Origin of the sequence: Billgrantia montanilacus (assembly GCF_003336675.1) — a bacterium.
Lineage (GTDB): Bacteria > Pseudomonadota > Gammaproteobacteria > Pseudomonadales > Halomonadaceae > Halomonas > Halomonas montanilacus.
Window position 1 is genome coordinate 18,932 of the sequence record NZ_QPII01000002.1, and the last position, 24,527, is coordinate 43,458.

The 24,527-nt window shown below is 61.0% G+C and carries 20 protein-coding genes and 1 pseudogene; 15 read left to right on the top strand and 6 right to left on the bottom strand.

Annotation, left to right across the window (positions count from 1 at the left end):
* Positions 1–93: 93 nt before the first annotated feature.
* Positions 94–366, bottom strand: coding sequence for a hypothetical protein (locus tag DU505_RS02740; RefSeq protein ID WP_114477478.1), 273 nt, complete (start codon positions 364–366; stop codon positions 94–96).
* 181 nt (positions 367–547) lie between these two features.
* On the opposite strand from DU505_RS02740, the gene DU505_RS02745 reads away from it, so the two are divergent.
* The 3 genes from DU505_RS02745 (at position 548) to DU505_RS02760 (ending at position 4,191) form a co-directional block, all read left to right on the top strand.
* Positions 548–1,177, top strand: a complete 630-nt coding sequence (locus DU505_RS02745; protein ID WP_114477479.1) for a glutathione S-transferase N-terminal domain-containing protein — start codon at positions 548–550, stop codon at positions 1,175–1,177.
* Between the two features lie 390 nt (positions 1,178–1,567).
* Positions 1,568–2,896 carry a glycerophosphodiester phosphodiesterase family protein gene (locus DU505_RS02750; protein ID WP_245947753.1) on the top strand — a complete coding sequence of 443 codons (1,329 nt, stop codon included), beginning with the start codon at positions 1,568–1,570 and terminating at the stop codon, positions 2,894–2,896.
* A gap of 158 nt (positions 2,897–3,054) precedes the next feature.
* The gene (locus DU505_RS02760; RefSeq protein WP_147273037.1) at positions 3,055–4,191 is read left to right on the top strand and encodes an LBF_2804 family protein; all 1,137 of its coding nucleotides are present in this window, start codon (positions 3,055–3,057) and stop codon (positions 4,189–4,191) included.
* 56 nt (positions 4,192–4,247) lie between these two features.
* On the opposite strand, the gene DU505_RS02765 is transcribed toward DU505_RS02760, so the two are convergent.
* Complete coding sequence (locus DU505_RS02765) at positions 4,248–6,623, bottom strand: DNA polymerase II (RefSeq protein WP_114477482.1); 2,376 nt, start codon at positions 6,621–6,623, stop codon at positions 4,248–4,250.
* Positions 6,624–6,798: 175 nt separating this feature from the next.
* Entirely contained in the window at positions 6,799–7,764 is a 966-nt protein-coding gene (locus DU505_RS02770) for a calcium/sodium antiporter (RefSeq protein ID WP_114477483.1), read from the bottom strand.
* A 280-nt stretch (positions 7,765–8,044) separates the two neighbouring features.
* On the opposite strand from DU505_RS02770, the pseudogene DU505_RS02775 reads away from it, so the two are divergent.
* Positions 8,045–8,180: pseudogene (locus DU505_RS02775) on the top strand (transposase); the annotation flags it as partial.
* A gap of 116 nt (positions 8,181–8,296) precedes the next feature.
* Entirely contained in the window at positions 8,297–8,800 is a 504-nt protein-coding gene (locus tag DU505_RS02780) for a hypothetical protein (RefSeq protein ID WP_114477484.1), read from the top strand.
* A 372-nt stretch (positions 8,801–9,172) separates the two neighbouring features.
* On the opposite strand, the gene DU505_RS02785 is transcribed toward DU505_RS02780, so the two are convergent.
* A complete protein-coding gene (locus DU505_RS02785; RefSeq protein ID WP_114477485.1) occupies positions 9,173–9,442 on the bottom strand; it encodes a hypothetical protein in 270 nt (89 codons plus the stop codon).
* A 147-nt stretch (positions 9,443–9,589) separates the two neighbouring features.
* The gene (locus tag DU505_RS02790; protein WP_114477486.1) at positions 9,590–10,129 is read right to left on the bottom strand and encodes a DUF421 domain-containing protein; all 540 of its coding nucleotides are present in this window, start codon (positions 10,127–10,129) and stop codon (positions 9,590–9,592) included.
* A 151-nt stretch (positions 10,130–10,280) separates the two neighbouring features.
* On the opposite strand from DU505_RS02790, the gene metG reads away from it, so the two are divergent.
* The 10 genes from metG to DU505_RS22475 all read left to right on the top strand — a co-directional run bounded on the left by metG (position 10,281) and on the right by DU505_RS22475 (position 22,147).
* Positions 10,281–12,323 carry a methionine--tRNA ligase gene (metG, locus tag DU505_RS02795; protein ID WP_114477487.1) on the top strand — a complete coding sequence of 681 codons (2,043 nt, stop codon included), beginning with the start codon at positions 10,281–10,283 and terminating at the stop codon, positions 12,321–12,323.
* Between the two features lie 180 nt (positions 12,324–12,503).
* The gene (locus tag DU505_RS02800) at positions 12,504–14,102 is read left to right on the top strand and encodes a diguanylate cyclase domain-containing protein (RefSeq protein ID WP_181872707.1); all 1,599 of its coding nucleotides are present in this window, start codon (positions 12,504–12,506) and stop codon (positions 14,100–14,102) included.
* 86 nt (positions 14,103–14,188) lie between these two features.
* A complete protein-coding gene (gene rsxB, locus DU505_RS02805; RefSeq protein WP_114477489.1) occupies positions 14,189–14,971 on the top strand; it encodes an electron transport complex subunit RsxB in 783 nt (260 codons plus the stop codon).
* 22 nt (positions 14,972–14,993) lie between these two features.
* The gene (gene nth, locus DU505_RS02810; protein ID WP_114477490.1) at positions 14,994–15,632 is read left to right on the top strand and encodes an endonuclease III; all 639 of its coding nucleotides are present in this window, start codon (positions 14,994–14,996) and stop codon (positions 15,630–15,632) included.
* A gap of 97 nt (positions 15,633–15,729) precedes the next feature.
* Positions 15,730–16,791, top strand: coding sequence for a hypothetical protein (locus DU505_RS02815; RefSeq protein ID WP_114477491.1), 1,062 nt, complete (start codon positions 15,730–15,732; stop codon positions 16,789–16,791).
* A gap of 16 nt (positions 16,792–16,807) precedes the next feature.
* The gene (locus DU505_RS02820; protein WP_114477492.1) at positions 16,808–17,554 is read left to right on the top strand and encodes a YdcF family protein; all 747 of its coding nucleotides are present in this window, start codon (positions 16,808–16,810) and stop codon (positions 17,552–17,554) included.
* A 149-nt stretch (positions 17,555–17,703) separates the two neighbouring features.
* A complete protein-coding gene (locus DU505_RS02825) occupies positions 17,704–17,988 on the top strand; it encodes a hypothetical protein (RefSeq protein ID WP_114477493.1) in 285 nt (94 codons plus the stop codon).
* Between the two features lie 369 nt (positions 17,989–18,357).
* Positions 18,358–19,131: a 3',5'-cyclic-nucleotide phosphodiesterase gene (locus DU505_RS02830; protein WP_114477494.1), complete on the top strand. Its 774-nt coding sequence runs from the start codon at positions 18,358–18,360 to the stop codon at positions 19,129–19,131.
* Positions 19,128–20,540 carry a hypothetical protein gene (locus tag DU505_RS02835; RefSeq protein ID WP_114477495.1) on the top strand — a complete coding sequence of 471 codons (1,413 nt, stop codon included), beginning with the start codon at positions 19,128–19,130 and terminating at the stop codon, positions 20,538–20,540. The genes DU505_RS02830 and DU505_RS02835 overlap by 4 nt, the downstream gene beginning before the upstream one ends.
* A gap of 11 nt (positions 20,541–20,551) precedes the next feature.
* The gene (locus tag DU505_RS22475) at positions 20,552–22,147 is read left to right on the top strand and encodes a FecR family protein (protein ID WP_181872708.1); all 1,596 of its coding nucleotides are present in this window, start codon (positions 20,552–20,554) and stop codon (positions 22,145–22,147) included.
* A gap of 11 nt (positions 22,148–22,158) precedes the next feature.
* Here DU505_RS22475 and DU505_RS02855 read toward each other — a convergent pair whose 3' ends face one another.
* Positions 22,159–24,366 (bottom strand): CHASE2 domain-containing protein, encoded by a 2,208-nt coding sequence (locus tag DU505_RS02855; RefSeq protein WP_114477499.1) that lies wholly within the window; start codon positions 24,364–24,366, stop codon positions 22,159–22,161.
* Positions 24,367–24,527 lie beyond the last annotated feature (161 nt).

Below are 24,527 nucleotides of genomic sequence, written 5' to 3' on the forward strand. Positions count from 1 at the left end.
CGACACGTATACCCCGACCGCAAGACGAAAAAAAACCCGGCGCTGGCGCGCCGGGCTGGGTATAGCATCCATCGCATCAAGCGTTCAGGATGCCTAGCGGCAAGGAACGACCTTGCGCAGCGTGTCTTTCGCCCAGAGCACCTGGCCATCGGGCGTCTTGCCATGCTCGTTCCAGCGCTCGGTGATCTCGACACAGAAGGAACCGGCATTTTCCGTACGCACATCCGGATTGGAAGGACGGTCGCCGCCGATTCTCAACAGGTCGGGATTGTCGGTAGTGTATCGCGGAGCAATGGTGGTGTTACTGGCACAACCAGTGGCAAAGAGAGCCACCAGCAGAATGGGCAAACAGCGGCGCAGCGGCATGTTCACAAACCCTCGGAAGTTACGATTTTCGCTCCGGCAGACATTGCCGGTAGCGCTAAATAGCATCGCATTCCCATTACCGTCAATCTTTTTCGAACAGTGTTCTCATCGTCTGGATGGCAAGCCTACGCTGGCTGTGCCAACCTGCTTGAGACGGTAAAAACGCGACAAGGAAACGACGATGATCGACCTCTGGACCTGGACCACCCCGAACGGCCGCAAGGTCTCCATCCTGCTGGAAGAGCTCAGCCTGCCCTACCGCGCTCACGCCGTGGATATCACCCAGGGCGAGCAGTTCGAGCCGGCATTTCTAGCGGTAAGCCCCAACAACAAGATCCCGGCAATCCGTGACAATGAGACCGGCATCGCGTTGATGGAGTCGGGAGCCATCATGGTCTATCTCGCCGAGAAAAGCGGTCGCTTCCTTCCCAGCGACCTGGAGGGGCGCCATCGCGCGCTGGAGTGGCTGATGTGGCAGATGGGCGGTATCGGCCCCATGCTGGGCCAGGCCCACCACTTCCTGCACTTCAACCCGGGAAAGGCGCCCTATGCAGAGGAGCGGTTTCACGGAGAGGCACAGCGCCTCTACGGCGTCCTCGACAGACGCCTTGACGAGAGGGCGTACCTCGCCGGTGACTATGGCATCGCCGACATGGCGACCTGGCCCTGGATTTCCCGGTTCGAGTGGCAACGCATCGACCTCAACGACTATCCCAACGTAAAACGCTGGTACAAGGAGATAGCCGCCAGATCGGCGGTTCAACGAGGCTATCACTGCCCGAAGGAAGTGAACGCGATCCCCCAGCCCTGACCGCACCGGGCGACCGAATCGGTCGCAGAGTCCGGCAAAGCTTCTACGCTAGTAAGGGTCCCCTTGACTGTCTCCGTCCCGCCATACGCTTGTCATGCTTGGCGTTGACAGTAGGGGTCTCCATAACGCTGAGGAAGCGCTGAATAAATCGGTGAGCGGGATGAAGCACAAGGCGCACGGAGCACAGAGCACAGAACCGAGCGAAGCGACAAACAGCCGTAGGCTGGCCCCGAAGGGGCGAGAAGCCGAAGGCTACGAGTCAACCGGAGCCTATGGGGTATAGGTGAGGTTTTCGACCGGGCTGGCGCACCAGCACCGCGCAACGCAGTGATTCGCACGCGCAGACATTTATGCAGTGTTTCCCTAACAAGGAAGCCAGCGAGATACCTCATGAACAATAATCCCCTGACTCAGCTGGGCAGCCTCGCTGCCCTGATGCTCTGCCTGATGTTTGGTTCAACGGCCCATGCCGGCGATACCAGTGGCCCCGAATGGGACGACACTCTGATCGCCGCCGCCAAGAACGTGACGCTCGGGCCTCGCCCCCTATTCCTGGTCAACGACATGAGCGAAGAAACCACCCGCGAACGGGAACTCAAGTCGAGGCTGATGAACTGCGCCGCGGAAAAAACCGACTGGCAGCCATCACAACTGACGGTCGCCCACCGTGGCGCACCCCTTCAGTTTCCAGAACACACCCTGGAATCCTACCTCGCCGGAGCACAGGGTGGTGCCGGGGTCATCGAGTGCGACGTGACCTTCACCGCCGACCAAGAGCTCGTCTGTCGCCATGGGCAGTGCGACCTGCACTACACCACCAATATCGTCGAGACCGACCTCGTCGAAAAATGCAGCGTACCCCCCGAGTTCGATCCGGACAGCGGCGAGCTGACCAATGCCGCCGATATCCAGTGCTGCACCAGCGATATCACCCTGGCCGAATTCCGCACCCTGCAGGGCACCATGGAAGGCGCCAATCGCGAGGCCACCAGTATCGAAGCGTACCTCGACGGCACTCCCCGCTGGCGCTCGGACCTGTACGCCACGCGAGGCACGCTGATGAGCCACGCCGATACCATTGCGCTGTTCAAGGACCTCGGGGTGAAGATGACGCCTGAGCTCAAGGAGCCCAGCGTAGAGATGCCCTTCAACGGCTTCTCGCAGGAAGACTATGCCCAGAAGATGATCGATGAATACAAGGAGGCCGGGGTTCCCGCCAGCGACGTCTATGCCCAGTCCTTCCTGCTCGATGACGTGCTGTACTGGCTAGAGAACGAACCCGAATTCGGCGCACAGGCCTACTACCTGGACGGCCGCTACAACGACGACGGCTTCGACCACACAGACCCGGACAGCTGGTCACCCAACATGGAAGAGCTCGTCGAGATGGGCGTACATACCATCGCCCCTCCGACCTGGATGCTACTGGCTTCGAACCCCGACTTCGGTGAAGACGAAAGCCGTATCGTCCCCTCGATCTATACCGAACGAGCCAGGGAGGCGGGACTCGAGCTGATGACCTGGACCCTGGAGCGCTCTGGCCCCCTGGCTGAAGGCGGCCAGTGGTACCACAGCACCACCGAGGACGTCATTCGCCGTGAAGGCGACAAGCTGATCACACTGGACGTACTGGTTCAGGATGTCGGCATCAACGCCATCTTCACCGACTGGCCCGCCACGGTGGCATTCTACGACAACTGCATGCAACGCAACGACTAGACTGCGATTCCAAGGCCGCGCCACCGCGCGGCCTTCGCCCCCCTCTCAGCTCCGGCTTGGCTACCGACATCATCCTCTCGTCCGATTCGCCGATCTGCGACTACCCTGAGCATCATGATCTCGAATCCTGAAGCCATCCCACGTCGGCCCAATCCCCTATGGCAGAAACCGTTACTCCCCAGAGTCCGGGACAGCAGTACTCTCCGGAACCCAATATCCTCGAACGCCGCGCAGCGGACTATCTGCAAAAACAGAATCCCAGAGCGCGCTATCCATTGCAGGAGTGTGGTGATGAAGAGCTGGCCGGCCTCAAGCGGGCGAAACACCGGGCGATAATCTGGTCGGCTATTGCAGGCATCCTCTCGGGTGGCATCATTGGCGGCATGGAGTGGTTCATGCGCCAAGGCATCCTCGATGGCATGCAGGACATGACCCTGATGGAGCAACTTCCCTACTGGGCCGGCTTCTTCGTGGTCGCGGGAATAGTCAGCGCTGTGGAAATCCTCTTCCTCTACTGGAATGCCCTGCGTGGCGTCGCCCGGATCAGCCGGATCGCCGGCATCCCGCTGCAGGACAGCCAGTACGCACGGCTGCTGGTGAGCGGCATGTCGCGAGTGGCACTGGAGCTCCCCAGCCCCAGGCACCGCATCTACGGCATCGATCCCTATGCCCAGATGGGCCGCTGGAAGCTGGCTCTCACTTCTATCCTGTACCGAATGAAGGTCGGGGTGAGCAGTTTCATACTGCGCGTGCTGATGCGGCGGGTATTCGGCCGCATGGCCCTGCGTGGCTTGCTGCCACTGGTTACTGGGCCGCTCTATGCCATATGGAACGCCATCATCACCTGGCGCATCATGCGCAAGGCCAAGGTCCAGGCTCTTGGCCCCTATACGATAGAGTTCCTGATGCAACGCCTGGAAGCCGACCTCGACCGGTTGGGCAGCACCGCGCGAGACGTGATCCTGCACGGCATGGGCGAGCTGATCATGCGCAGCCAGGACGCACATCCCAACCACGTCTATCTTCTCGCCCGGCTACTCGACGCCTTCGAGGTCAGCGACAGGGAGCTGGCGATCGACTGGCCGGGCCATCGGCGTAAACTCGACACCCTCGACGAGGCAGAAACGCAATGGGTCCTCGAGATCATGACTATCGCCACAGTGCTGAGCGGCAAATGGCAGGGCAGGCCCCGGCGCTTTCTACAGGAGGTCCACGAGGCCTGCGGGGCAACGCTCGACGAAGAGCGCCTGCAGGCGCGGCGCAAGGAAATGCTTGAAGGCCGTCAGCCAACCTAGCATCGACAACGCGGGCCCCTTTCCCTCAGCGTCCAGGAGGCGGGGCGTGTGTCACCTCAGAACAGGCCGAGCTGACGATCGATCAGGGCAGAGAAATCATCGCCGACGAAAGGAAGGATGGCGTCGGCGACCGGCTGCAGCTGCCGGCTCAGGTAGTGGTGATAATCGATGGCGGAGCGGCGTGTTTCCAGCGGTTCAGGGCCCGCCACGGTCATCACATAGCGTATCCAGCCGCCGTTCTGATACTGGCGTGGCCGGCCCTGCTGTTGATTGTATTCGTCGGCCAGTCGAGCGGCACGCACATGGGGTGGCACGTTGCGACGGTAGTCGTCGAGCCTGCGTCGCAGGCGCTTACGGTAGATCAGCCGCTCATCATGTTCACCGGCCAACGTGCGCCGCACGTAGTCGCGTACAAACTCACGGTGTGGCTGCTCGGTGAATATGCGCCGGTAGAGCTCCTGCTGAAAGGCCTTGGCAAGTGGCGACCAATCCGCGCGGACCGCCTCGAGGCCCTTGAAGACGATGTTCTCGTCGCCACCCTCCCCCCATACCAGCCCGGCGTAGCGCTTCTTGCTGCCCTGCTCGGCACCGCGGATGGTGGGCATGAGGAAGCGACAGTAATGCGTCTCGAACTGCAGCTCCAGAGCACTTTCCAACCCCAGCGTCGAGGCCAGGTGCTCGTCCCACCAGCGGTTGACCCGCTCCGCGAGTGCGTGCCCGATGGCGCTGGCCTCCAACTCGCTGCGCCGGCGGCCGAGCCAGACGAAGGTCGAGTCGGTGTCACCATAGATAACGGTATACCCCTCCTCTTCAATCAGCTCCCGCGTCCGATGCATGATGGCGTGGCCGCGCAGGGTAATCGACGAGGCGAGCCGTGGATCGAAGAAACGACAGCCCCGGGAACCCAGTACGCCATAGAAGGCGTTCATGATGATCTTCAACGCCTGGGACAGAGGCGCATTGCGTTCGCACTTGGCCGCCTCGCGGCCCTGCCAAACGCGCTCCACGATACCAGGCAGGGCGTGCTGCGTGCGTGAAAAACGGGCCCCGCGGAAGCCAGGCACGCTATCCTCCTCCGGCTCGCCAAGCCCCTCCACCAGCCCCACCGGGTCGATCAGGAAGGTGCGGATGATCGAGGGGTAGAGGCTCTTGAAATCGAGCACCAGCACCGAATCGTAGAGCCCCGGCCGGGAATCCATGACGAAGCCGCCGGGGCTCTCCTCGCTCGCTCCCACGCCATGGCGTGGCGAAAGATTGGGGGCGACGTAGCCGAGCCGGTGCATGCGCGGAAGGTAGAGGTGCGAGAATGCCGCCACCGAGCCGCCACTCCGGTTGGCGGGCAAACCGGTCACGGCGGCCCGCTCGAGCAGGAAGTCGATCAGCTCGGTCTTGGCAAAGATGCGCGTGACCAGCTCGCAGTCCTTGAGGTTGTAGCGGGCAAGCCGGGGCTTGTCCTCGGCGAACATGCGGTTGATCTCGTCCATGCGCTGATAGGGGCTGTCGATGGCCTTGCCCTCGCCCAGCAGCTCCTGGGCAACGTGCTCCAGGCTGAAAGAGTCGAAACGCCAGGTTGCCTGGCGCAGCATCTCGATACCGTCGATGATCAGCCGCCCTGCGGCCGAGGCAAAGAAGTGGCTGGCGTTGCTACCATGGGCGCGCCACTCCATGGGCTCGCCGCCACGGCCCAGCAATAACGGCACGCCGAGCTGCTCCGCGTGGCGCTGCAGGATACGCAGGTCGAACTGCACCAGGTTCCAGCCGATGATCGCATCCGGGTCGTAGTCAGCAACCCATTCGTTCAAATGAGTCAGCAGTGCCTTGCGATCGTCGCAGTACACCAGGGAAAAGTCCCGGGACTCGGCCTCCCACCCATTCGCCGGCCCCAGCATGAAGACGTGGCGTTGGCCGCAGCCCTCCAGGGAAATGGAGTAGAGATCGCCCCGCTCGCTGGTCTCGATGTCCAGCGACGCCAGACTGAGCCGAGGCCGGTACTCAGGCGCCGGCTTGAGCTGGGTCTCGATCAATGCACCTCGGGACGTCTCTTGGTTCGCGAACCATACCGGAGCGGTGATGTAGCGCTCCATCAGGTAGCGCTCCGGCGGCCGCACATCCGCCTCGAAGACATCGACACCGGCCTCGCTCAGCCGTTTCTCCAGGTTCATCAGCTGTCTATGCTGCCGGCAGTAGAGCCCCAGCACCGGGCGCTGCTGGAAGTCACGCAGCTTGAGCGGGCGCAGCTCGACGTCGCGTTCGCCATGCAGCAGTACTTCCGCGTGCACGCGCTGTTCGACAGGAATGAAGGCCACCGAAGGCTGCGGCGGCAGGCTAACATGCCGTGGGCCATCATCGGTCGCCAGCCAGAATGTGACCTCGGTACCCGCGGGTGTATCCCGCCAATGGCGGGTCAACACGAAACCCTGCTGTCGCTCCACCGTTACCTCGCACCCGCCTGAACCTGGGTGGAATGTTACTCGGTGACGGGGGGAATGTCGTCGCCGACGCCAACAAGCCGGATCTCCCTCCGTCGCAGCGACAGTTCACCAGGGATGCTCAATCAGTTAATCGGCAGAAATCGGCCAGGACGCCCCACCACTTCGCTCCCATAGTTTATGTACCGAACACCGTGAAACTCAGACTCACATATACGCCGTAGCCCAGTAGAAGTAATCCGCCTTCAAATCTGCTAAGCCGCCTCCCAGTGTAGAGAAAGAACAACAGAATCACCGACGTTCCCAGCATGACCCACTGATCAAATTGCAGGATTCGCTCATGAACTGGAAGCGGCTGCAGCAACGCGGAAATTCCGAGTATCCCCAGTAGATTAAAAATATTGCTCCCCAGGATATTCCCAATCGCAACATCGGCATGTCGCCGGAGTGCCGCGATTACTGAGATCGTAAGCTCTGGCAACGACGTGCCGACCGCGACAAGGGTCAGACCAATTACGGCCTCTGAGACTCCGAAGGACTCGGCTATTCCTATGGCCCCCTGTAACAGTACTTGTGAACCTGCGATCAAAAGCACCAAACCCAGCACGACCGTCATGACTATCCATAGCGTTGTTTTGGGAAGAGAGGTAACTTCCTTCCCTTCAGCTCTGTGTAACTCTGCGGAAGGCACTTCACCTGAGCGCTCAGTCAAATAAGCCCAGATCAGATAAGCGGCGAGCGCCAAAATGAATATGGCAGCGTCAGACCTTTCCAGTGCATCTCCACCGACAAGAACTAGAAACAAAATGCTAGCCGCGACAACAGTGACGCCATCACGCCGCAATACAAGCGGCTTGACAGCAAGAGGCGTTATCAGCGCGCACAAGCCTAGAATCAGCAATATATTGCCGATATTACTCCCCACAACGTTACCGATTGCGATGTCTGGCCGATCACTCAAAGCAGCTTCGATTGAGACAACCAACTCTGGAGCAGACGTACCGAAACCTACAATCAGCAACCCGCTGAGCAAAGGTGAGATTCCCAGCCGATTTGCCGCAGCCAGAGACCCTCTGATAAGTGCCTCACCGCCACCTGTAAGAAGCAAAACCCCAATCGCGACGAGCAGCAGGTTCAACAAAATTTTGAGCTTCCGGTTGCGAACTTCATGAGAGATTTCTGCATCAGGTTGGACTGCCTAAAACGCAACGAGCATGCCGGTTGCCTTTGCCTGAATGTCGTCTTCGGATCGTAAGCAGCCAAATAGCATCCATCAGCATAGACTAACATTCCTCATTCGGCCAGACGCTGACGTTCAGACCATTCTGATACCTGATTACTCATGTTGATCAGCCACCATCCTGTCAGGCTTCCCCTTCTGGCGTTATATCCAGTAGAAGAGGCGACGTCCTGGCACGAAACCAATCCAGTTTCATCCCGGCCTGGCGTTGCCCGCATTTCTTGAGCAGCGCGGCACGGAAGCGCAGTGCCAAGCTGCTTTTTCCAGCTTCGCTGGCCCAGGGGTTCGTGTGCTCCGACTGTGGCAACACCACTGGCTGCCATGCGTAACCGGGAATATTTTTCACTTCAAGCTTGACCGGCCACTAGCCCGATTGCGAAAGCAAATCTACTATTTTTGAGCGGACGCTCATAGTCCGTTCTCCGAGGAAACATACATGAAGAACCTGAAATCGAGGTGCCAGGGTGGAATCGCCGTGGGAGCCATTGTGTTGCTGCCTGCCACTTTCACCCTGGCCCAGACAGGTAACGGTTTGGACGTGCCTGCCAAGGTCGTGGAACATGGACGCTACATCGCCATAATCAGCGGTTGTAACGATTGCCATACCCCTAACTACGGAGTGGCCGAGGGCCAAGTGCCTGAGGAACTCTGGCTGACCGGCGACGCGCTGGGCTGGCGCGGCCCATGGGGCACCACCTATCCGCCCAACTTGCGACTACTGGCGGACAAGCTGGACGAGCAACAGTGGAACGAGATGACGCACAACCTGCGCACACGTCCCCCGATGCCCTGGTTCAACCTGAACGAGATGAGCAGAGAGGACTCCAGTGCTCTCTATCACTACATTCGCTCGTTCGAGACACTGGGTGAACCGGCTCCTCCCTACCTTCCACCGGGCGAGACACCCCCCGCCCCCTATGTAGATTTCATCCTGGAATGACATCTGGCTAGCCAAGGAAGGCGAGACCGTCAGCTGTAAACCGGCAAATTCTGGTTTTTCGCCGTTTCTCGCTCATGATCAGGCTCTCCTGTTCGGTCTGATCAGAGCTTAGGGAAACACTGCACAAATGCCTGCGCGAGCGAATCGCTGCGTTGCGCGGTGCTGGTGCGCCAGCACGGTCGGAATCCTCACATATACCCCATATGCTCCGTTTCCTGTGCTCCGTGCGCCTTGCGCTTCCTCTCGCTCGTCGATTTGTTCAGCGTTTCCTTAGCGCCTGGTCCGATGTTCGGGGACCATTTCAGATGGGGCGGTGCGGGCAAGTCCGGCCCATGCAAGGATGGGCCGGGGAAGCACTAAGAAGGAATCACTTCAGTCGCAGGGTACCACGGCACGACTGGTGTTCTTGGCCCACAGGGTCTGGCCGTCCGGCGTGGTGCCGTGAGAATTCCAGGTTTCGGTCACTTCGATGCAGTAGGACCCCAGGTCCTCGACACTTTTTTCAGGGTCGGCCGGGCGGTCGTTGCCGATCCGGAGGATATCGAGATTTTCGCTGGTATAGCGTGGCGCTACGGCGTTGGCACCGCAGCCGGCCACCAATGCAGTTACCATGAGCAGGGGAAGTGCGTTTCGCAGTTTCATCGTATCATCCTCAAAAACGTTCGTTTTACGGATGATGCGTAACGGGCAATGCGAGAGCATGCCATGGGGGCCAATCCATTAGCCATCCACCGCATCTCTTCATTCTAGGGGAACGCAGTTGTACCGCCAACCCGTTATCCATTGCGCTTATTGACGCCGCCTGTCCTGCCCCGGGGTCGTTACTCCCTCGAGGCTTGACGCATCTCCCACGGACCGGTTGCCCAGCACGCTGAAGGAGCCGTCGGTTTCGAGCACGACGGCCTCGATCTTGCTTAAATCGGCAAGGCCGGCTGCGCGCACTGCTGCGCGCACCTCATCCTTGGTGACTCGCGCCTTCACCAAGGCATGTGACAGATAATCCCCACGAAAGAAAAGCAGCGCCGGTTCACCGGTCACCAGTTGCCGTACCCAGCGTTGGCGCACGCTCGCCCAGGTAACGATGTACTGCATGCCAACTAGCAGCGCGAAGGCCAGCCCCCCTTGAGCCAGCGTTACATCCTTGCTGAGCATGACCGTGGCGAGCACCGAGCCCAGTGCCACCGTCACGACCAGGTCGAAGGCGTTCATTTTCGATAGCGTACGACGCCCGGATATCCGCAGCAGGCACACCAGGCTGGCATAGCCCAGCACACCCAGCACTGCCGTGCGAAGCAGGGCGACAATAGTGTCGAAGAAGATCGGATCCACGCAAGCCTCCTTGTCAGCGAGTCAATGTCAGCCTAGTGCAGGATGACAGCTCCTGTGGTGACCCATTCGACGACTCCCACCGACCGGGTGCAGTGATGGTTCAACAGGGCTACAATCGGGGACTGTTTTTCCTGGAAATATCAGAGCCGATATGTCGAACAACGCAAGCGCCCCGCGCAAGATCCTGGTCACCAGTGCCCTGCCCTACGCCAACGGCTCGATCCACCTTGGCCACCTGCTGGAATACATCCAGACGGACATCTGGGTACGCTTTCAGAAGAGCCGCGGTAACGAATGCCACTATGTGTGTGCCGACGATGCCCACGGTACCGCGATCATGCTGCGCGCCGAACAGGAAGGCATCACCTCGGAGGCACTGATCGAGCGCGTCTCGACAGAACACCAGGCGGATTTCGCCACCTTCGGGGTCGCTTTCGACAACTATCACTCGACGCATTCCGACGAGAACCGCTACTTCAGCGAGCTGATCTACACTCGCCTGCGCGATGCCGGACATATCGCCACCCGCGATATCGAGCAAATGTACGATCCGGTGAAAGGCCTGTTCCTCGCCGACCGCTTCATCAAGGGCACCTGCCCCAAGTGCAAGACCGCCGACCAGTACGGCGACAACTGCGAGGCATGCGGCGCCACCTACACCCCGGCGGAGCTGATCGACCCGGTATCGGCGATCTCTGGCGCCACGCCAGAGGTACGCAGCTCCACCCACTATTTCTTCAAGCTGCCGGACTTCGCCGATTTCCTCAAGCAGTGGACTCGCGGCGGCCATGTCCAGACCCAGATCAGCAACAAATTGCAGGAGTGGTTCGAATCGGGGCTCAACGAGTGGGACATCTCACGCGACGCCCCCTACTTTGGCTTCGAGATTCCCGATGCACCGGGCAAGTACTTCTACGTATGGCTGGACGCGCCGATCGGCTACCTCGCCAGCTTCAAGAATCTGTGCGAGCGTACCGGCATCGACTTCGATGCCTTCTGGAAGAAGGACTCCGAGGCCGAGGTCTACCACTTCATCGGCAAGGACATCGTCTACTTCCATGCGCTGTTCTGGCCCGCCATGTTGCATGGTGCCGACTTCCGCACGCCCACGGCGGTGAACTGCCACGGATTCGTCACCGTCAACGGCGCCAAGATGTCGAAGTCGCGCGGCACCTTCATCAAGGCGGCCACCTACGCCGAGCATCTCAACCCCGAGTACCTGCGCTACTATTTCGCCGCCAAGCTCACCTCGCGAGTCGACGACCTGGATCTCAACCTCGACGACTTCGCCGCCCGGGTGAATGCCGACCTGGTAGGCAAGGTGGTCAATATCGCCAGCCGCTGTGCCGGTTTCGTCAAGAAGCTGGGCGATGGCAGACTCTCGGCACACTGCGCCGAGCCGGAGCTGGTAGCGCGCTTCATCGCCGCCGGCGACGGTATCGCCGAGGACTTCGAGGCCCGCGAGTTTGGTCGTGCGGTGCGCAAGATCATGGAGCTGGCCGACGAGGCCAACACCTACATCGCCGACAAGGAACCGTGGGTACTGGCCAAACAGGATGGACAAGAACAGGAAGTACTGGACATCTGCTCGGTGGGCATCAACCTGTTCCGCCAGCTCATGGTTTACCTGACCCCGGTAGTGCCGGCCATGGCCGAACAGGCGCGGCAGTTCCTGCAGCTCGACTCGCTCGACTGGCACAGCCGTCACGACGTGCTTCTGGGCAACGGCATCGCCAAGTTCAAGCCGTTGATGACCCGCGTGGAACGTGATCGTATCGATGCCATGATCGAGGCATCGAAGGAGGACCTGGTGGAAGAACAGAAGCTCAAGGAGGCGGTCAAGGGGCCGCTGGCCGAAGACCCCATCGCCGACGAGATCTCCTTCGACGATTTCGCCAAGGTCGACCTGCGAATCGCCCGCATCGCCAAGGCCGAGTACGTTGAGGGTGCCGACAAGCTGCTCCAACTGACCCTGGACCTGGGCGGCGAGAGCCGCACCGTCTTCGCCGGCATTCGCGCCGCCTATGCGCCGGAGGCTCTGGAGGGCCGACTCACGGTCATGGTCGCCAACCTGGCGCCACGCAAGATGCGCTTCGGCGTTTCGGAAGGAATGGTGCTGGCGGCAGGAGACGACGGGGGTATCTACCTACTCTCGCCCGACTCCGGCGCCGAGCCCGGCCAGCGCGTCAGATGACCCCAAGACCAGCATGAGCACACCAGCAAGGGCACGGCTAAAACCGTGCCCTTGCTGGCTTATCGCGCCTGATTATATTAAAGACATGTAGTCCTTGGCCGATAACTGTGTAAGAGATCACCCACTTTAACGTCGCCTGTCTCTCGACTCCACCGGCGACAAATGACACAGGCGCGCCAGATGACTGCACTGTACAGCTCACTGCGTAATCGTTTTCTCCTGTCGCTATGTGCCGTGCTGTGCCTGGCTCTTCTTGCCCTTGTCGCGATTGCACGCTTCCAGATCATGCCGATTCTGCTGGAGGACGAGGAACAGTATGCCGGCGGTGAACTCGACCGAGTCGAGCGCGCCATTGGCAGTGAGCTGGGCCATATGCGGCGCCTGGTTGAGGACTGGGCCTTCTGGGACGACACCTACGACTTTGTTCAGGGTGAACGGCCGGAGTATGTCGACTCCAACCTCTATGAGAGCACCCTGGAAACCCTCGATCTTGACCTGATGATCTTTCTCGATGCCCACAATCAGCCCAGATGGGTAGTGGGCTACAACGGCGAGGGCGAGTTCACCTCATGCCCCGGCACGGCACCCCCCTGCGACTGGGCCGATACCTACATCGACTTCCTGCAAGCCAGGCTCGAGGGCGAAAACGAGGAACCACAGACCTGGCTGCTCGCCAAGCCCGAACTGGCCATGGCGACCATGTCAGGCATCTACCAGAGTCGGGAAGTGTCCCCGTCAGCCGGCTGGCTGCTGATGGTACGCCCCCTTTCGGCGCCCTGGGTCGAACAGCTGCGCGACACGACCGGCATCGACCTGAGCCTGACCAGCATCGCCCAAGACAATGACGTGACCCACGACGGCCTTGAGCGTATTTCAGCCAATCGCATGACGGCCAGTCGAACGGTCGAGGCCATGCCCGATGATCACCTGATTCGCATCGATACCCTGCTTCCCCGCCAGCGCTATCAGGCCAGCCTTGAAACCTTTCGTTTCGCCCTCTACTGGACAGTTGGCGTACTGGTCGTGACCCTGTTGGTAGTACTGTGGCTTCTCGAGAGAATTGTGCTGGCGCCGATTCGCCAATTCTCGCACTTCACCCAACGCATGCATCATGATGCATTGCCGCCCCCCATGCCGGCTTCGCTACTGAAGCGACGCGACGAGATCGGCACCCTGGCCCAGGAATTTCGTAATCTCCTCGACCACCAGCACCAGCAGTCCGCCCTGCTGCTCGAATTGTCACAACATGATTCGCTGACGGGTCTCGCCAACCGCCGCTTGTTCGATGAGCGCCTCGAAAAGGCCGTGCATATGGCACAGGCTTCCGGCCATGAGGTGTCGGCATTGATGATCGATATCGACCACTTCAAGCTCTACAACGATCACTACGGTCATCTTGCCGGCGATGAGTGCCTGATCGCACTCGCCGAATGCATGAGCCGCCATCTCGGCCGCCAGGACTACCTTGTCGCGCGCACCGGAGGCGAGGAGTTCAGCGTGCTGCTGCCGGATACCTCGCTCGAAGCCGCCATCGATCATGGGGAGGCGCTGCGCCTGGCCATCCAAGAGCGGGCCCTGCCCCATGCCACCTCGCCGACCGCCGCCTGCGTGACGGTGAGCATCGGTGTTGCGAGCTGCCACCCCAGCGCGTCGAATAATCCTACTGCGCTGATGCAGGCCGCAGACAACGCGCTCTACCGGGCCAAGGAGAGCGGGCGAAATCGGGTCAAGGCCGGCGCTGCCGGTCGACAGGAGTGGACCACGACGCCCTCGAGCTGACGCGGCGTCTGGCCGTGCGCAGGTACCTGTTCAGCATCAAAGCACGTACAATATCGGCCTGTCGACGAGCCCAACAAGGAGCCACTGTGACGGGCCAGCACGTTCTGATCGACACCATAGACGATGCCCTGCCGCAGACCCAGTGCGGCAAGTGCGGGTATCCTGGCTGCCGCCCCTATGCCGAAGCCATCGTGGCCGGGGAGCCGATCAATCGCTGCCCGCCTGGTGGCGATGCTACCGTCGCTCGACTCGCTGAATTGACCGGTCGCGAGCCCTCGCCGCTCGAAGAGCCCGCCCAGCCCCCCCTGGTGGCCTTGATTCGCGAGGCGGAGTGCATCGGCTGCACCAAGTGCATCCAGGCCTGCCCGGTCGACGCCATCCTGGGGGCATCCAAGCGCATGCATACGGTGATCGCAGCGGAGTGCACCGGCTGTGAGCTCTGCATCGCACCCTGCCCGGTCGACTGCATCGACCTCTTGCCCCACCCCGACTGGCTTGCAGCCGACAGCGAGGCAGCCAAGCAAGACTATCTGCATGCCCGTGCCCGCAATGGTCGCCAACGCTTCACGGCTCGCAACCGACGCCTGGCGCGCCAGGCACGGGAGAAGCGCCTGGAACGCCAGCGACGCCTGATCCGCCAGACCTCACGGGCCAGCCGCAATACCTCGGACAACCGGCTCGAACAGCGACAACGGCAGATGGCCGTCAACGCCGCCGAACAGGCCCTGCGCCGGGCCAGGCAGCAGTTGGCCCATGCCGAGCGCCAGGGCACTGTCGAGGCGATCGAGACGGCGCGGGATCGGGTAGCACAGGCGAGCAGGCTGCTTGACGATGCCCGCGCATCCCTCGACATCACCCCATCATGCTGACCTCCAGAGAAGCGGCCCCGAGATGAACGCCCAGAAACGCCACGAGATCTTTACTCGATTGCGCGAGCACAACCCCGAGCCCACCACCGAGCTGCACTGGTCGACCCCCTTCGAGCTGCTCACCGCAGTGCTGCTCTCCGCCCAAGCCACGGACGTCGGCGTAAACAAGGCCACCGCAAGGCTGTTCCCGGCAGCCAATACACCACAGGCGATACTCGACCTCAGCATCGACGGGCTCAAGGAGCACATCAAGACCATTGGCCTGTACAACACCAAGGCCGAGAACCTGATGAAGACCTGCCGCATTCTGGTCGAACAGCATGGCGGCGAAGTCCCGAGAACCCGTATCGACCTGGAAGCGCTGCCGGGCGTCGGCCGCAAGACCGCCAACGTGATCCTAAATACCGCATTCGGCGAGCCGACCATTGCCGTCGACACCCATATCTTCAGGGTCTCGAACCGCACAGGCCTGGCCAAGGGCAAGGATGTGGTGGAAGTGGAAAAGAAACTACTGCGTCATGTCCCCAGGGAGTTTCTCCAGGACGCCCACCATTGGTTGATCCTGCACGGACGCTACACCTGCGTGGCACGCAAGCCACGCTGCGGCAGCTGTGTCATCGAGGATCTCTGCGAGTTCAAGGGCAAGATCGACATCGCCTGAGCCACGAATGCGACCAAGGGCGGTTTTGCATATTCGCGCAAGCTGTTGGACGATAGCGATTCAGGCAAGCCGACAATAACAACGATCGAGCCGCTCCATGCGCATCCACGACCGCCCCATTCAAGAACGAATCGAGGCGCTGCTCTCCCTCTCCCGGGAGCACGCCGACACCTTCGGCAGCCCCTCCGCCTGGCTGGCTCGGGAGCGCTATCTCGCCGCGCACCCCACGCGCATCATGGTCATGAAGTGCATGGACGGCCGCATTCACATTCCCCATGCCACCCGCACGCCGCTGGGCATCATCACGCCCTTTCGCAACCTTGGTGGCATCTTCCATCTCGGCTGGCCCTACCTGGGCGAAATGCTCACCGATACGGTGTACGAGGCGACTCGCGGTGGCCATGGCGTGCTGATGATCATCACCTATCACTTTTCACGGGGCGAGAAGAATCGCGGCTGTGCCGGCTTTGACTGTGACGCCGAGGCTGCCCTGTCCCACGCCCGAGAGATTCGCGCCCAGGCCGAGCAGCTGTTCGGCCATGACCATCGTCATGTCTATCCCCTGGTCTGTGGTTTCGAAACCGACGGCGACGCCTTGATCGTGCATGGCGAAGGCGACACACGCCTCGACATGAGCGAACTGGGCCTGGCCGACGCCAGCGACCTGGAGCGGCGAGTCACCGCCCTGTGCCCCGATATGCCCAGCGATATTCGTCGCGACCTGCTGCCACTGCTGGAAGGCAACCTGCAGCACGTGGATTCACTGCGGGGCGTCGCCCGTGAACTCGATATCGAGCATCGGGAATGGGTGATTTGCGTGGGCCGCGGCTTCGACTTCCTGCACCTGCCCAACACCGCCCTGATCGTAGGCCCCTATAGCCCCGACCTTTCGCAGCCCATCGGCACCGCGGCGGGCATCATCGATGCCAACATGAAATCCAGCAGGATTCCCGATGACGGCTTCCTGCTGCTGGCCTCGACCCCCTACCAGGAGGTCGGCGTCGACCGAGCCCGAGCCGTGATGAAGTCCCACTTTCTCACGGAATTCGCCACTCGGGTCATCCACCGCGAACACCCGAAACTGGCCAAGCGCATGCTTCGGCGTACCGCCGTGGTCCATTGGCCCAGCCGCCGGCTGGAACTGCTCAGCGACGCCTGACCCGCCGGAGATCGACATGAGCGACCTGAAACTCCTGCTGTTGCCACCCACTCTCAATGTGCTGCTGGTATTGATCGGGCTGATGCTCGGACTTCGGCGCCTGCTTGGCGCACTGCTGGCCATGCTGGGCTTGATCGGACTACTGGCTCTCGCCACCCCTCTGGCCAGCCACGCCCTGCGCCAGGGCCTGGAGCCCTACCCCGTACCTATGCCCAGCCAGCTGGAGACCGCGCAGGCCATCGTGATCCTGGGCGGCGGCCGTGACTACGATGCCCCGGAATTCGATTGGGGCGATGCCCCCGCCAACGCCACCTGGCGACGCCTCGCCTACGGGGCGCATCTGCATCGCAGCGTCGAGCTGCCGATACTGGTCAGCGGCGGCCGGGTGCATGACGAGCACAGCGCCGAAGCCAGCCTGATGGCGGCAGCGCTGCGCGAGGTCTTCGACGTGCCGGTGCGCTGGCTGGAGGGCGAAAGCCGCAATACCGCCGAGAACGCCCGGTTCAGCGCCGAGATGCTCCTCGCCGCGGATATCAGCCATGTGGCGCTGGTGTCCCAGGCCTGGCATCTTCCTCGGGCTGTGGCCGAGTTCGAAGCCGCCGGGATGACTGTCATCCCTGCACCGACGCAATTCGCCAGCCCGCCGCCACAAGGGTGGCACGCCTGGATACCCCGGGCCTATCACCTCAACCAGAGCACCCGGGCGCTGAACGAGTGGTTGGGTCGTGCCTGGATTGCCCTGCGCGACAGGCTGCCTCTTTAGTCGGCCGGGCAAGGGCAACCTTCAGGAGCCCAGCGATGGTAGCCGAAGACCCGTTCCTTCCGCCTAGTCAAAGGTCGTAATGTCCTTCCCAAGGCGAACGCGTTACGCTGAGTTCGACGCCAGACGCTATCCAGAATAACGAGATTCCCATGCAAGAGATCCTGCTGCCCCTCGCCATGGCCGCCACCTTTGGCGCCTTCACCGGCTCACTGTTCCGCCTGACCCGCCGGCCCGGCTATGAGCGCCCCTTCATGTTCCCGGTCGTGGGCCTCATTGCCGGCTTCACGGCCTATCTGATCTATCACGTCCTTGCATCGGTCACCGGCGCACCGCCCTGGCTGCTGCCTATTCTCGTCGTGCTTCAGGTCTGGCTGTGGCTTGGCCCATGGGGGCCGAAATTCCGCAAGGCGGGAAACGAAGATGAAAGCCGTTAATGCAGGGCGATAGTTGATCCGAACGCCTTCGCCCTACTCCACCACTCGACGGTAGCCACTTAGCTAGCGACAACGATCGAGAGATTTCGTAAGCAGTCCATGATCTCCACCTGCTCCTACCTGATTCAGGCAGGTTAAGTGTCCTTCCAGTGCCAGAAGGGCGTTCTGCTTGCCCGATAAGGCGTCCCGCCATGATCTCGCAACGTTCTATCCGTGTAACTCGACAGTCAGCAATCAATCCGTATAGCCTAAGGCTCGACTTCAGCTGACAACGTAGACAGAACGCCTCATCCAACGACTGCCTCAAGTGGCAATGATGGTGCCTTCGATAGCGCTGATATTCACACCCATCGCTGACGGACAGATACCATGCACATTCAAACACTCGGGGCAAGCGGCGGAATTGAAAGCCGGGAAGGCACTACCGCTTTCCTGCTCGCGCCGAACCTGTTGCTGGATGCTGGCACCGGCACCCAGCAACTCACCCCGACCCAGATGGCGTGTATCGACACCGTGCTGCTGACCCATGCCCACCTCGATCACATTGCAAGCCTGCCCCTACTCATCGACACCCAATACGAAAGACTGGTTGAGCAGGAGGAGGCTCTGACTGTCTACGCACTGCCCGAGGTGATAGAGACACTCAAGCGGCATATCTTCAATGGTGCTATCTGGCCGGACTTCAGCACCTTACCCTCCTCCGATAACGCCGTATTGCGCTTTTCACCCCTAACCCACTGGGACTCCCTCACGATTCCCACTACTGGTGGAGAATCGCTGACCATCACTCCCTTTCCCGTCTCCCACAGCGTGCCCGCATGCGGCTACCTGGTGAGTGACGACACCATGAAATTCGCTTTCAGTGGCGACACCGGCCTGGATGTCACCTTGACGCAGTCGCTCAATCGGTTAGGTGCGCTGGACTGCCTGATCATCGAGTGTGCCTTTGCCAACCACCTCGATGCCCTGGCCGAAGTCGCTTGTCACTTGACGCCGGACCGCCTCGCCGCGCTGCTTGCCACGCTCGAATCGGTGCCCAAGGCGCTCTGGGTCACCCACCTGAAGCCAAACCTGCGCGAGCAGATTTCCACCGAACTGCGGCATGCGCTACCCGATACACTGGCCTGGAGCCTTCCCTCATGAGGCGATTTTTTACGTTTTCGCCGGCCCGACTCGCCTCCCTGGTGAGTGTGCTCTTCGTTCTGCTCTGCTCACCCGCCATGGCGTATCAAGCCGACCTCGATGAAGCCCGCCAGGCACTTGAACGAGGCGAACACCAGGCCGCCTACGACCAGCTTCAGGCGGGTGAGCTTGAACACGGCGGCGAGCCTGAATTCGATTATTGGCTCGGCGTGGCCGCTCTGCGTGCCGGGTCGCCAAGCCATGCCCTGATCGCTCTGGATCGCGTGATTCTCCGTCAACCGGGCCACGGAGGTGCCCGCATGGAGCGCGTGGCGGCGCTATTGCAACTCGACCAGCGTGCCGCCGCCGAGCGCGAAATCGAGCGCCTGCAGGCGCTCTCACCGCCCCCTGAAGCACAGGCGGCGATCGGGCGGTTTCAAGCCGCGATCACGCAGCGCCGTCACGCAGAACACAGCCCTCAACACCAGGGGCGTTTTGGCATGGACATCGGCTACGACAGTAACCCGCAGCGGTTTCCCAGTGAGGTCGCGATTGATCCATTGCAACCGAGCTTACGCAGCGCGATCGAAGCGCTGACCGAGATGGGACTGGTACCCGATGGCGACGTGGCCCGGTTGGATGAGCAGGTATTCAGCCCTGATTCCAGCACCTATCAGCGGCTACAAGGAAGCTACCAAGGGACATTCCCAGTGGATGAGCAGTCGCGCTGGCTAATCAATGCCGTGGGCCAGACGCAGCGCTACACCCTGGATGCAGTTCATGATTATGATCTCACCCTGGCTCAGGCCCAATTAGGCTACCAACGCGACCTGGCCCAGCAGCAGGTCTTCACGCTGCGGGGCTCTGCGCTAAGGGGATGGAGTGGACGCAGCCAGGACCGCTTGCTGACTCGTTGGGGCACCCGTGCGGCTCTGAGTCAACCCATTGGTCTCGACAGCGAGCTGACATGGCAGCTGGGCGCCCAGCACAACCACTATAGTGAAGCGAGAAACGATCACGATACAGGCCTGCTTGGCATTCAACTCACCCGCCGGCACTCAGCATGGCGCACACGCCTGGTGGCTCAGATCGAGCGTGAATGGGCCACCGATGACCGCGAAGGTGGCGACTTGACCCAGCTTCGCCTGGGTGGCGGCCTGGACTACCCCATCGGCGACCGACAGCTTTTACGCGCCGACCTCAGCCATCGCATGCGCAGCTATCAAGACGACGGCTTCGCACCCTACAACGATTTCTCGTCAGTGAAGCGCCGCGATCGAATCTGGCAGGCACGCCTCACCTGGCTTTACCAGCTCAGCAGCGATTGGCTGGTGGAAGCCAGTGCCGATGTCGAGCGCCGACGCTCGTCGGTCGACTTCTTTGATACCCGCCGCCGCCAGACACAAGTCGGCATTCGCTACCTTTTCTGACGGAGCCGGTCATGAGTTACTTTCCCAAGCACCCCCTGTCATGCTTCATGTCGCTGAGTGTCGGCGGTTTCGCGCTGCTGCCCACGTTCGTCTACGCCGATACGCCTGCAGGGCAAGTCATGTTTGTTCACGGTGACGCCACCATCGAACGCGATGGCGAGCGCATTGCCGCTGAACGCGGTGCCGACTTCTTTGCCGGTGACACCTTCCACACCGCTGACGCCAGCACGCTACAGCTGCGCTACAGCGATGGCGGCACCAAGGCCATTCGCCCAGACAGTACCTACACGCTTGAGCGCTATGAGCTCGATGACGATAGTCCGGAAAACTCAACCCAGGGTGGCGAGCTTGTCCGCGGCGGCTTGCGTGCCATCACCGGCGCCATTGGCCGAGATGCCCCGGACAATGTCACCAACAGTACCCCGGTTGCCACCATGGGCATCCGCGGGACCAGCTTCCAGATGCTGCATGTTCCCGAGCAAGGAATACCCTCCCTGCCCGACGTCGAAGCCGGCAGTTACCTCTATGTGGAAAGCGGCTTGCTTGTCATGTCTACCGCCGCCGGCGAAACCCTGGTGCGCCCCGGCCAGGTCTATTTCTCCCCTGCGCTGGATGAACCGCCGCGCCTGGTACCGGGTGGCATCGGTATCTTCGAGCAACTCGAAGAGAGCATGCCCCAGGGCAGCGAGGAGGATGACACCACACACCCGACGGAGGCTTCACAAGGAGGCACAACCCCCACTGACCCGGACACACCTGCCACTCAAGACACTTTTTTCGACAATGCCGAGCTGACACCAACGGACACCACGGAACTGCAGGCAACCTTGAGTGCAACCGATACCAATGAGCTGCTAAGCGAGACTGAGCGTGATGCCGAAGATGTTGTAACGTCCACACCCGAGCCGGAACCAGAGCCTGAACCGGAACCAGAGCCAGAGCCGGAACCGGAGCCAGAGCCTTGGATAGGTTTTGAACCCGTTGTTTTTGAAAATACCCTTACCACAATAGTCGGCACTGACTATATAGGCGCGCTATATGAGTCCAACACGCCGCCTTTCGCTCAGGGCTCGAGGGAAATTGAAACCGGTGAGGTGGTTTGGGGCTACTGGGAGAGCGGGCAGGAAGTGACATTGGATGGCACTACCGATGTACTGCCGGAGTCGGTCGTCTTTATCGCCGCCTCACCGGATTTAACGATAAACGAAGCGTATCCCTTCGAGATTGATGAATTGGCTTCCGTTACGTTTAGATGGATGGATGGCACCGGGCTGGTACCCAACGAAGGTGGCGCTATCATCCCTATTCTCAGCGATAGCGCTATTCAGCTGTCCAACTTTGGTATTGACATTGAGATTCGCCTGGACGACTTTGGCACGCTATTGGGCAGCGGGGAGTCGTTCAATCTCATTGATATCCCGCTTGATCATGTGAGCTGTGAGGATAGTGCCTGCTTCGACGACGGGAGGTTCACAGGCCGCTATATCGGCGCAGATGCCGCCGCCATCATTAGCTTGATTGAAGCCTGGGGCGATATCGGCAGCTACAGCGGTACCGGCGTATTCGAGCAGTCAGACATCCCGATTGATGGCCCTCAACCTGAATAACTCGGGTAACGTCACTTCTCCATGTGCGTCCAGACCCCATCCCAGTCGGATGGGGGTGGCTCTACCTTGAACTTCTCGATGCGTTCAAGGTACATCTGCGTAGGGGCGTCTTGCTGATTGGCTAGCACCTTGAAGGCGCGCTCGGCGGCAGTAAAATCCGCCGCGTGGTAGAGGTCTAGCGCCTGCTCGTACGTGGCGAGCCACCCACGCCGTGACTCGCTAAGCGCTTCCCGGCGGCCGAGCGGCTCGAGAATCCAAAGCGGTGCGCTGCGCCCTTTGACCCGCACCTTATCCAACCGCCGGAAACACCAGTTGGGTACCCGCTCAGCGGTGGTTTCGCTGACGATCACGCTCACGCCATAGGCCTTGGTCAATCCCTCCAGGCGCGAGCCAAGGTTGACGTTATCCCCCATCACCGTATACGCCATGCGGAAGCTGGATCCCATGTTGCCAACGCTCATGGGGCCGGTATTGAGCCCTACCCCCATGGCGAGTGCGGGCTTGCCTTCGGCAATGAATTCGCGGTTGACGGCATCGAGTGCGTCGAGCATGGCAAAGGCGCCCTCGAGTGCGTGTTCGGCGTGTTGCGCGTCGCGAAGCGGTGCGCCCCAGAACGCCATGATGGCATCGCCCATGTACTTGTCGATGGTACCGCGATGCTGATGGATCGCACCGGTCAGCGGCGTCAACAGCCGGTTCATCACCTCAGTAAGCTCTGCAGGCGCAATGGTCTCCGAGAAGGCGGTAAAGCCGCGTACATCCGAGAACAGCACGGTGAGTTCACGCTCCTCCCCTTCCAGCCCAAAGCTTTCGCCGCTATCGACCATATCCTCGACAAGCTGCGGTGGGATGTACTGCCCAAAACGCTCGGCAACCCAGCGCTTCTGCTGGGTTTCGCGCAGGAAGTTCATCGCCAGGTGCCATATCATCTGGGCCACCAGCAGCACCAGCAACCCGGCGATTGGCAACGCAAGGCCCTGGTACCACGCCCAGAGGTTACCGCCTATCGCCGTCGCCAGCAGTACGCTGCTGATCGCGACCAGCAGTAGCGCATTGAGATGCGGATAGAGCAGCACCATCAGAATGCCCAAGGCTGCCAGGCTCACAAGCTCGAACCCGAGTACCCACGGCGGCTGGGCGTGAATGCTCTGATGCAGCATGCCGGCCAGCAGGCTGAGGTTGATCTCGGGCCCGGGGTAGACACCCCCCACCGGCGTGGAGCGCAAATCCATCAACCCAGGGGCGGAGGCCCCCAGTATCAGCGTCTTTCCCGCCAGCGCCCCCGGCTCCAGGCGCCCCTCCAGCACATCGACTGCCGGAATATAGTCAAAATGCCCACGCGGCCCGTACCAGGGCACGAGTGCGGCGCCACGACCATCCACCGGGATCTCGAACCCTCCCACGTCAAGGGCTTCCATCTGCGTCACCCCAGCGCCCTCGCCCAGCACCGGTGTGATCGGTGGCTCGCCCAGCAGTGTGAGCAACATCGCAAGCGGTAGGTTGGGGTAAAGCTCCCCTTCCCAGCGTTGCAGTATGGGCACGCGACGAAATACGCCGTCGTCGTCCACACGGGGATTATCGAAAAACCCCGCACTCATCGCGTTCTGCTGCAGAATCGGCAGGTTGGCGGTATAGCGCTCGGGCGCGGGAAACGGCAGCGGGTCAGACGCTTCGACGAACGCAGGGCGGGGCAACTGCCCGACAGAGGGCGGATCGTTGGGTTGGCGTGACGCCTGGAAATAGTACCCAAGTACAACGGGGTGGGCCGCCAGGGCGTTCGACAACTGCTCGTCGCCATCGACAGGCGGCGGCAGTTCACCGAGCGCCGGGTAATCGCGGAAGAGTTCCTCCCAGTGCTGTTGCCATAGCGAGGTTTCAGGTTCGGCAAAGACCACATCGATACCCAGCAACCCAGCCTCGTACTCAGTGAACAGCGTGTCCACCAAATCCGCAAGCGTAGCCCGCGGCCATGGCCATTGGCCCACCTCATACAGGCTGCGTTCGTCAATATCGACGATGGCCAGGGAGGGGTCCGCTTGTTCCGACAAGGTGCTGCGCACCTTCATGTCGTATGCCTGCCATTCCAGACGCTCCAGCAACGGGAAGGGCAACAGGCCGGTTTTCTCGACAAGCAACAGCATCACGATCAACAGACCGCCAGCGTACTGCAGCCAGTGCCAATAGCGCTTGCGGGTATGGATGGGAGCCTTTGATGCCATGCCCGAACATTCCTCAAGGTTTTCCTCACACTACCACGATTCGCTTATTGAAACAGAAGCTTGGTTACTACTGGTGGGACCGGCAGCGTATAGCCTCCAGTGTCAGGATAAGCGGGAATCGTACACACCATTCGGCCATCTTCCTGGGTTCGGCACACAGA

What these genes read in the sequence shown, in the direction of transcription:
- DU505_RS02855 (WP_114477499.1), bottom strand. Translation starts at nt 24,366, where the DNA reads ATGGCATCAAAGGCTCCCATCCATACCCGCAAGCGCTATTGGCACTGG.
- DU505_RS02740 (WP_114477478.1), bottom strand. Translation starts at nt 366, where the DNA reads ATGCCGCTGCGCCGCTGTTTGCCCATTCTGCTGGTGGCTCTCTTTGCC.
- DU505_RS02815 (WP_114477491.1), top strand. Translation starts at nt 15,730, where the DNA reads ATGCGCATCCACGACCGCCCCATTCAAGAACGAATCGAGGCGCTGCTC.
- nth (WP_114477490.1), top strand. Translation starts at nt 14,994, where the DNA reads ATGAACGCCCAGAAACGCCACGAGATCTTTACTCGATTGCGCGAGCAC.
- DU505_RS02800 (WP_181872707.1), top strand. Translation starts at nt 12,504, where the DNA reads ATGACTGCACTGTACAGCTCACTGCGTAATCGTTTTCTCCTGTCGCTA.
- DU505_RS02760 (WP_147273037.1), top strand. Translation starts at nt 3,055, where the DNA reads ATGGCAGAAACCGTTACTCCCCAGAGTCCGGGACAGCAGTACTCTCCG.
- DU505_RS02835 (WP_114477495.1), top strand. Translation starts at nt 19,128, where the DNA reads ATGAGGCGATTTTTTACGTTTTCGCCGGCCCGACTCGCCTCCCTGGTG.
- DU505_RS02820 (WP_114477492.1), top strand. Translation starts at nt 16,808, where the DNA reads ATGAGCGACCTGAAACTCCTGCTGTTGCCACCCACTCTCAATGTGCTG.
- DU505_RS02785 (WP_114477485.1), bottom strand. Translation starts at nt 9,442, where the DNA reads ATGAAACTGCGAAACGCACTTCCCCTGCTCATGGTAACTGCATTGGTG.
- DU505_RS02750 (WP_245947753.1), top strand. Translation starts at nt 1,568, where the DNA reads ATGAACAATAATCCCCTGACTCAGCTGGGCAGCCTCGCTGCCCTGATG.
- DU505_RS02780 (WP_114477484.1), top strand. Translation starts at nt 8,297, where the DNA reads ATGAAGAACCTGAAATCGAGGTGCCAGGGTGGAATCGCCGTGGGAGCC.
- DU505_RS02825 (WP_114477493.1), top strand. Translation starts at nt 17,704, where the DNA reads ATGCAAGAGATCCTGCTGCCCCTCGCCATGGCCGCCACCTTTGGCGCC.
- DU505_RS02745 (WP_114477479.1), top strand. Translation starts at nt 548, where the DNA reads ATGATCGACCTCTGGACCTGGACCACCCCGAACGGCCGCAAGGTCTCC.
- DU505_RS02830 (WP_114477494.1), top strand. Translation starts at nt 18,358, where the DNA reads ATGCACATTCAAACACTCGGGGCAAGCGGCGGAATTGAAAGCCGGGAA.
- metG (WP_114477487.1), top strand. Translation starts at nt 10,281, where the DNA reads ATGTCGAACAACGCAAGCGCCCCGCGCAAGATCCTGGTCACCAGTGCC.
- DU505_RS22475 (WP_181872708.1), top strand. Translation starts at nt 20,552, where the DNA reads ATGAGTTACTTTCCCAAGCACCCCCTGTCATGCTTCATGTCGCTGAGT.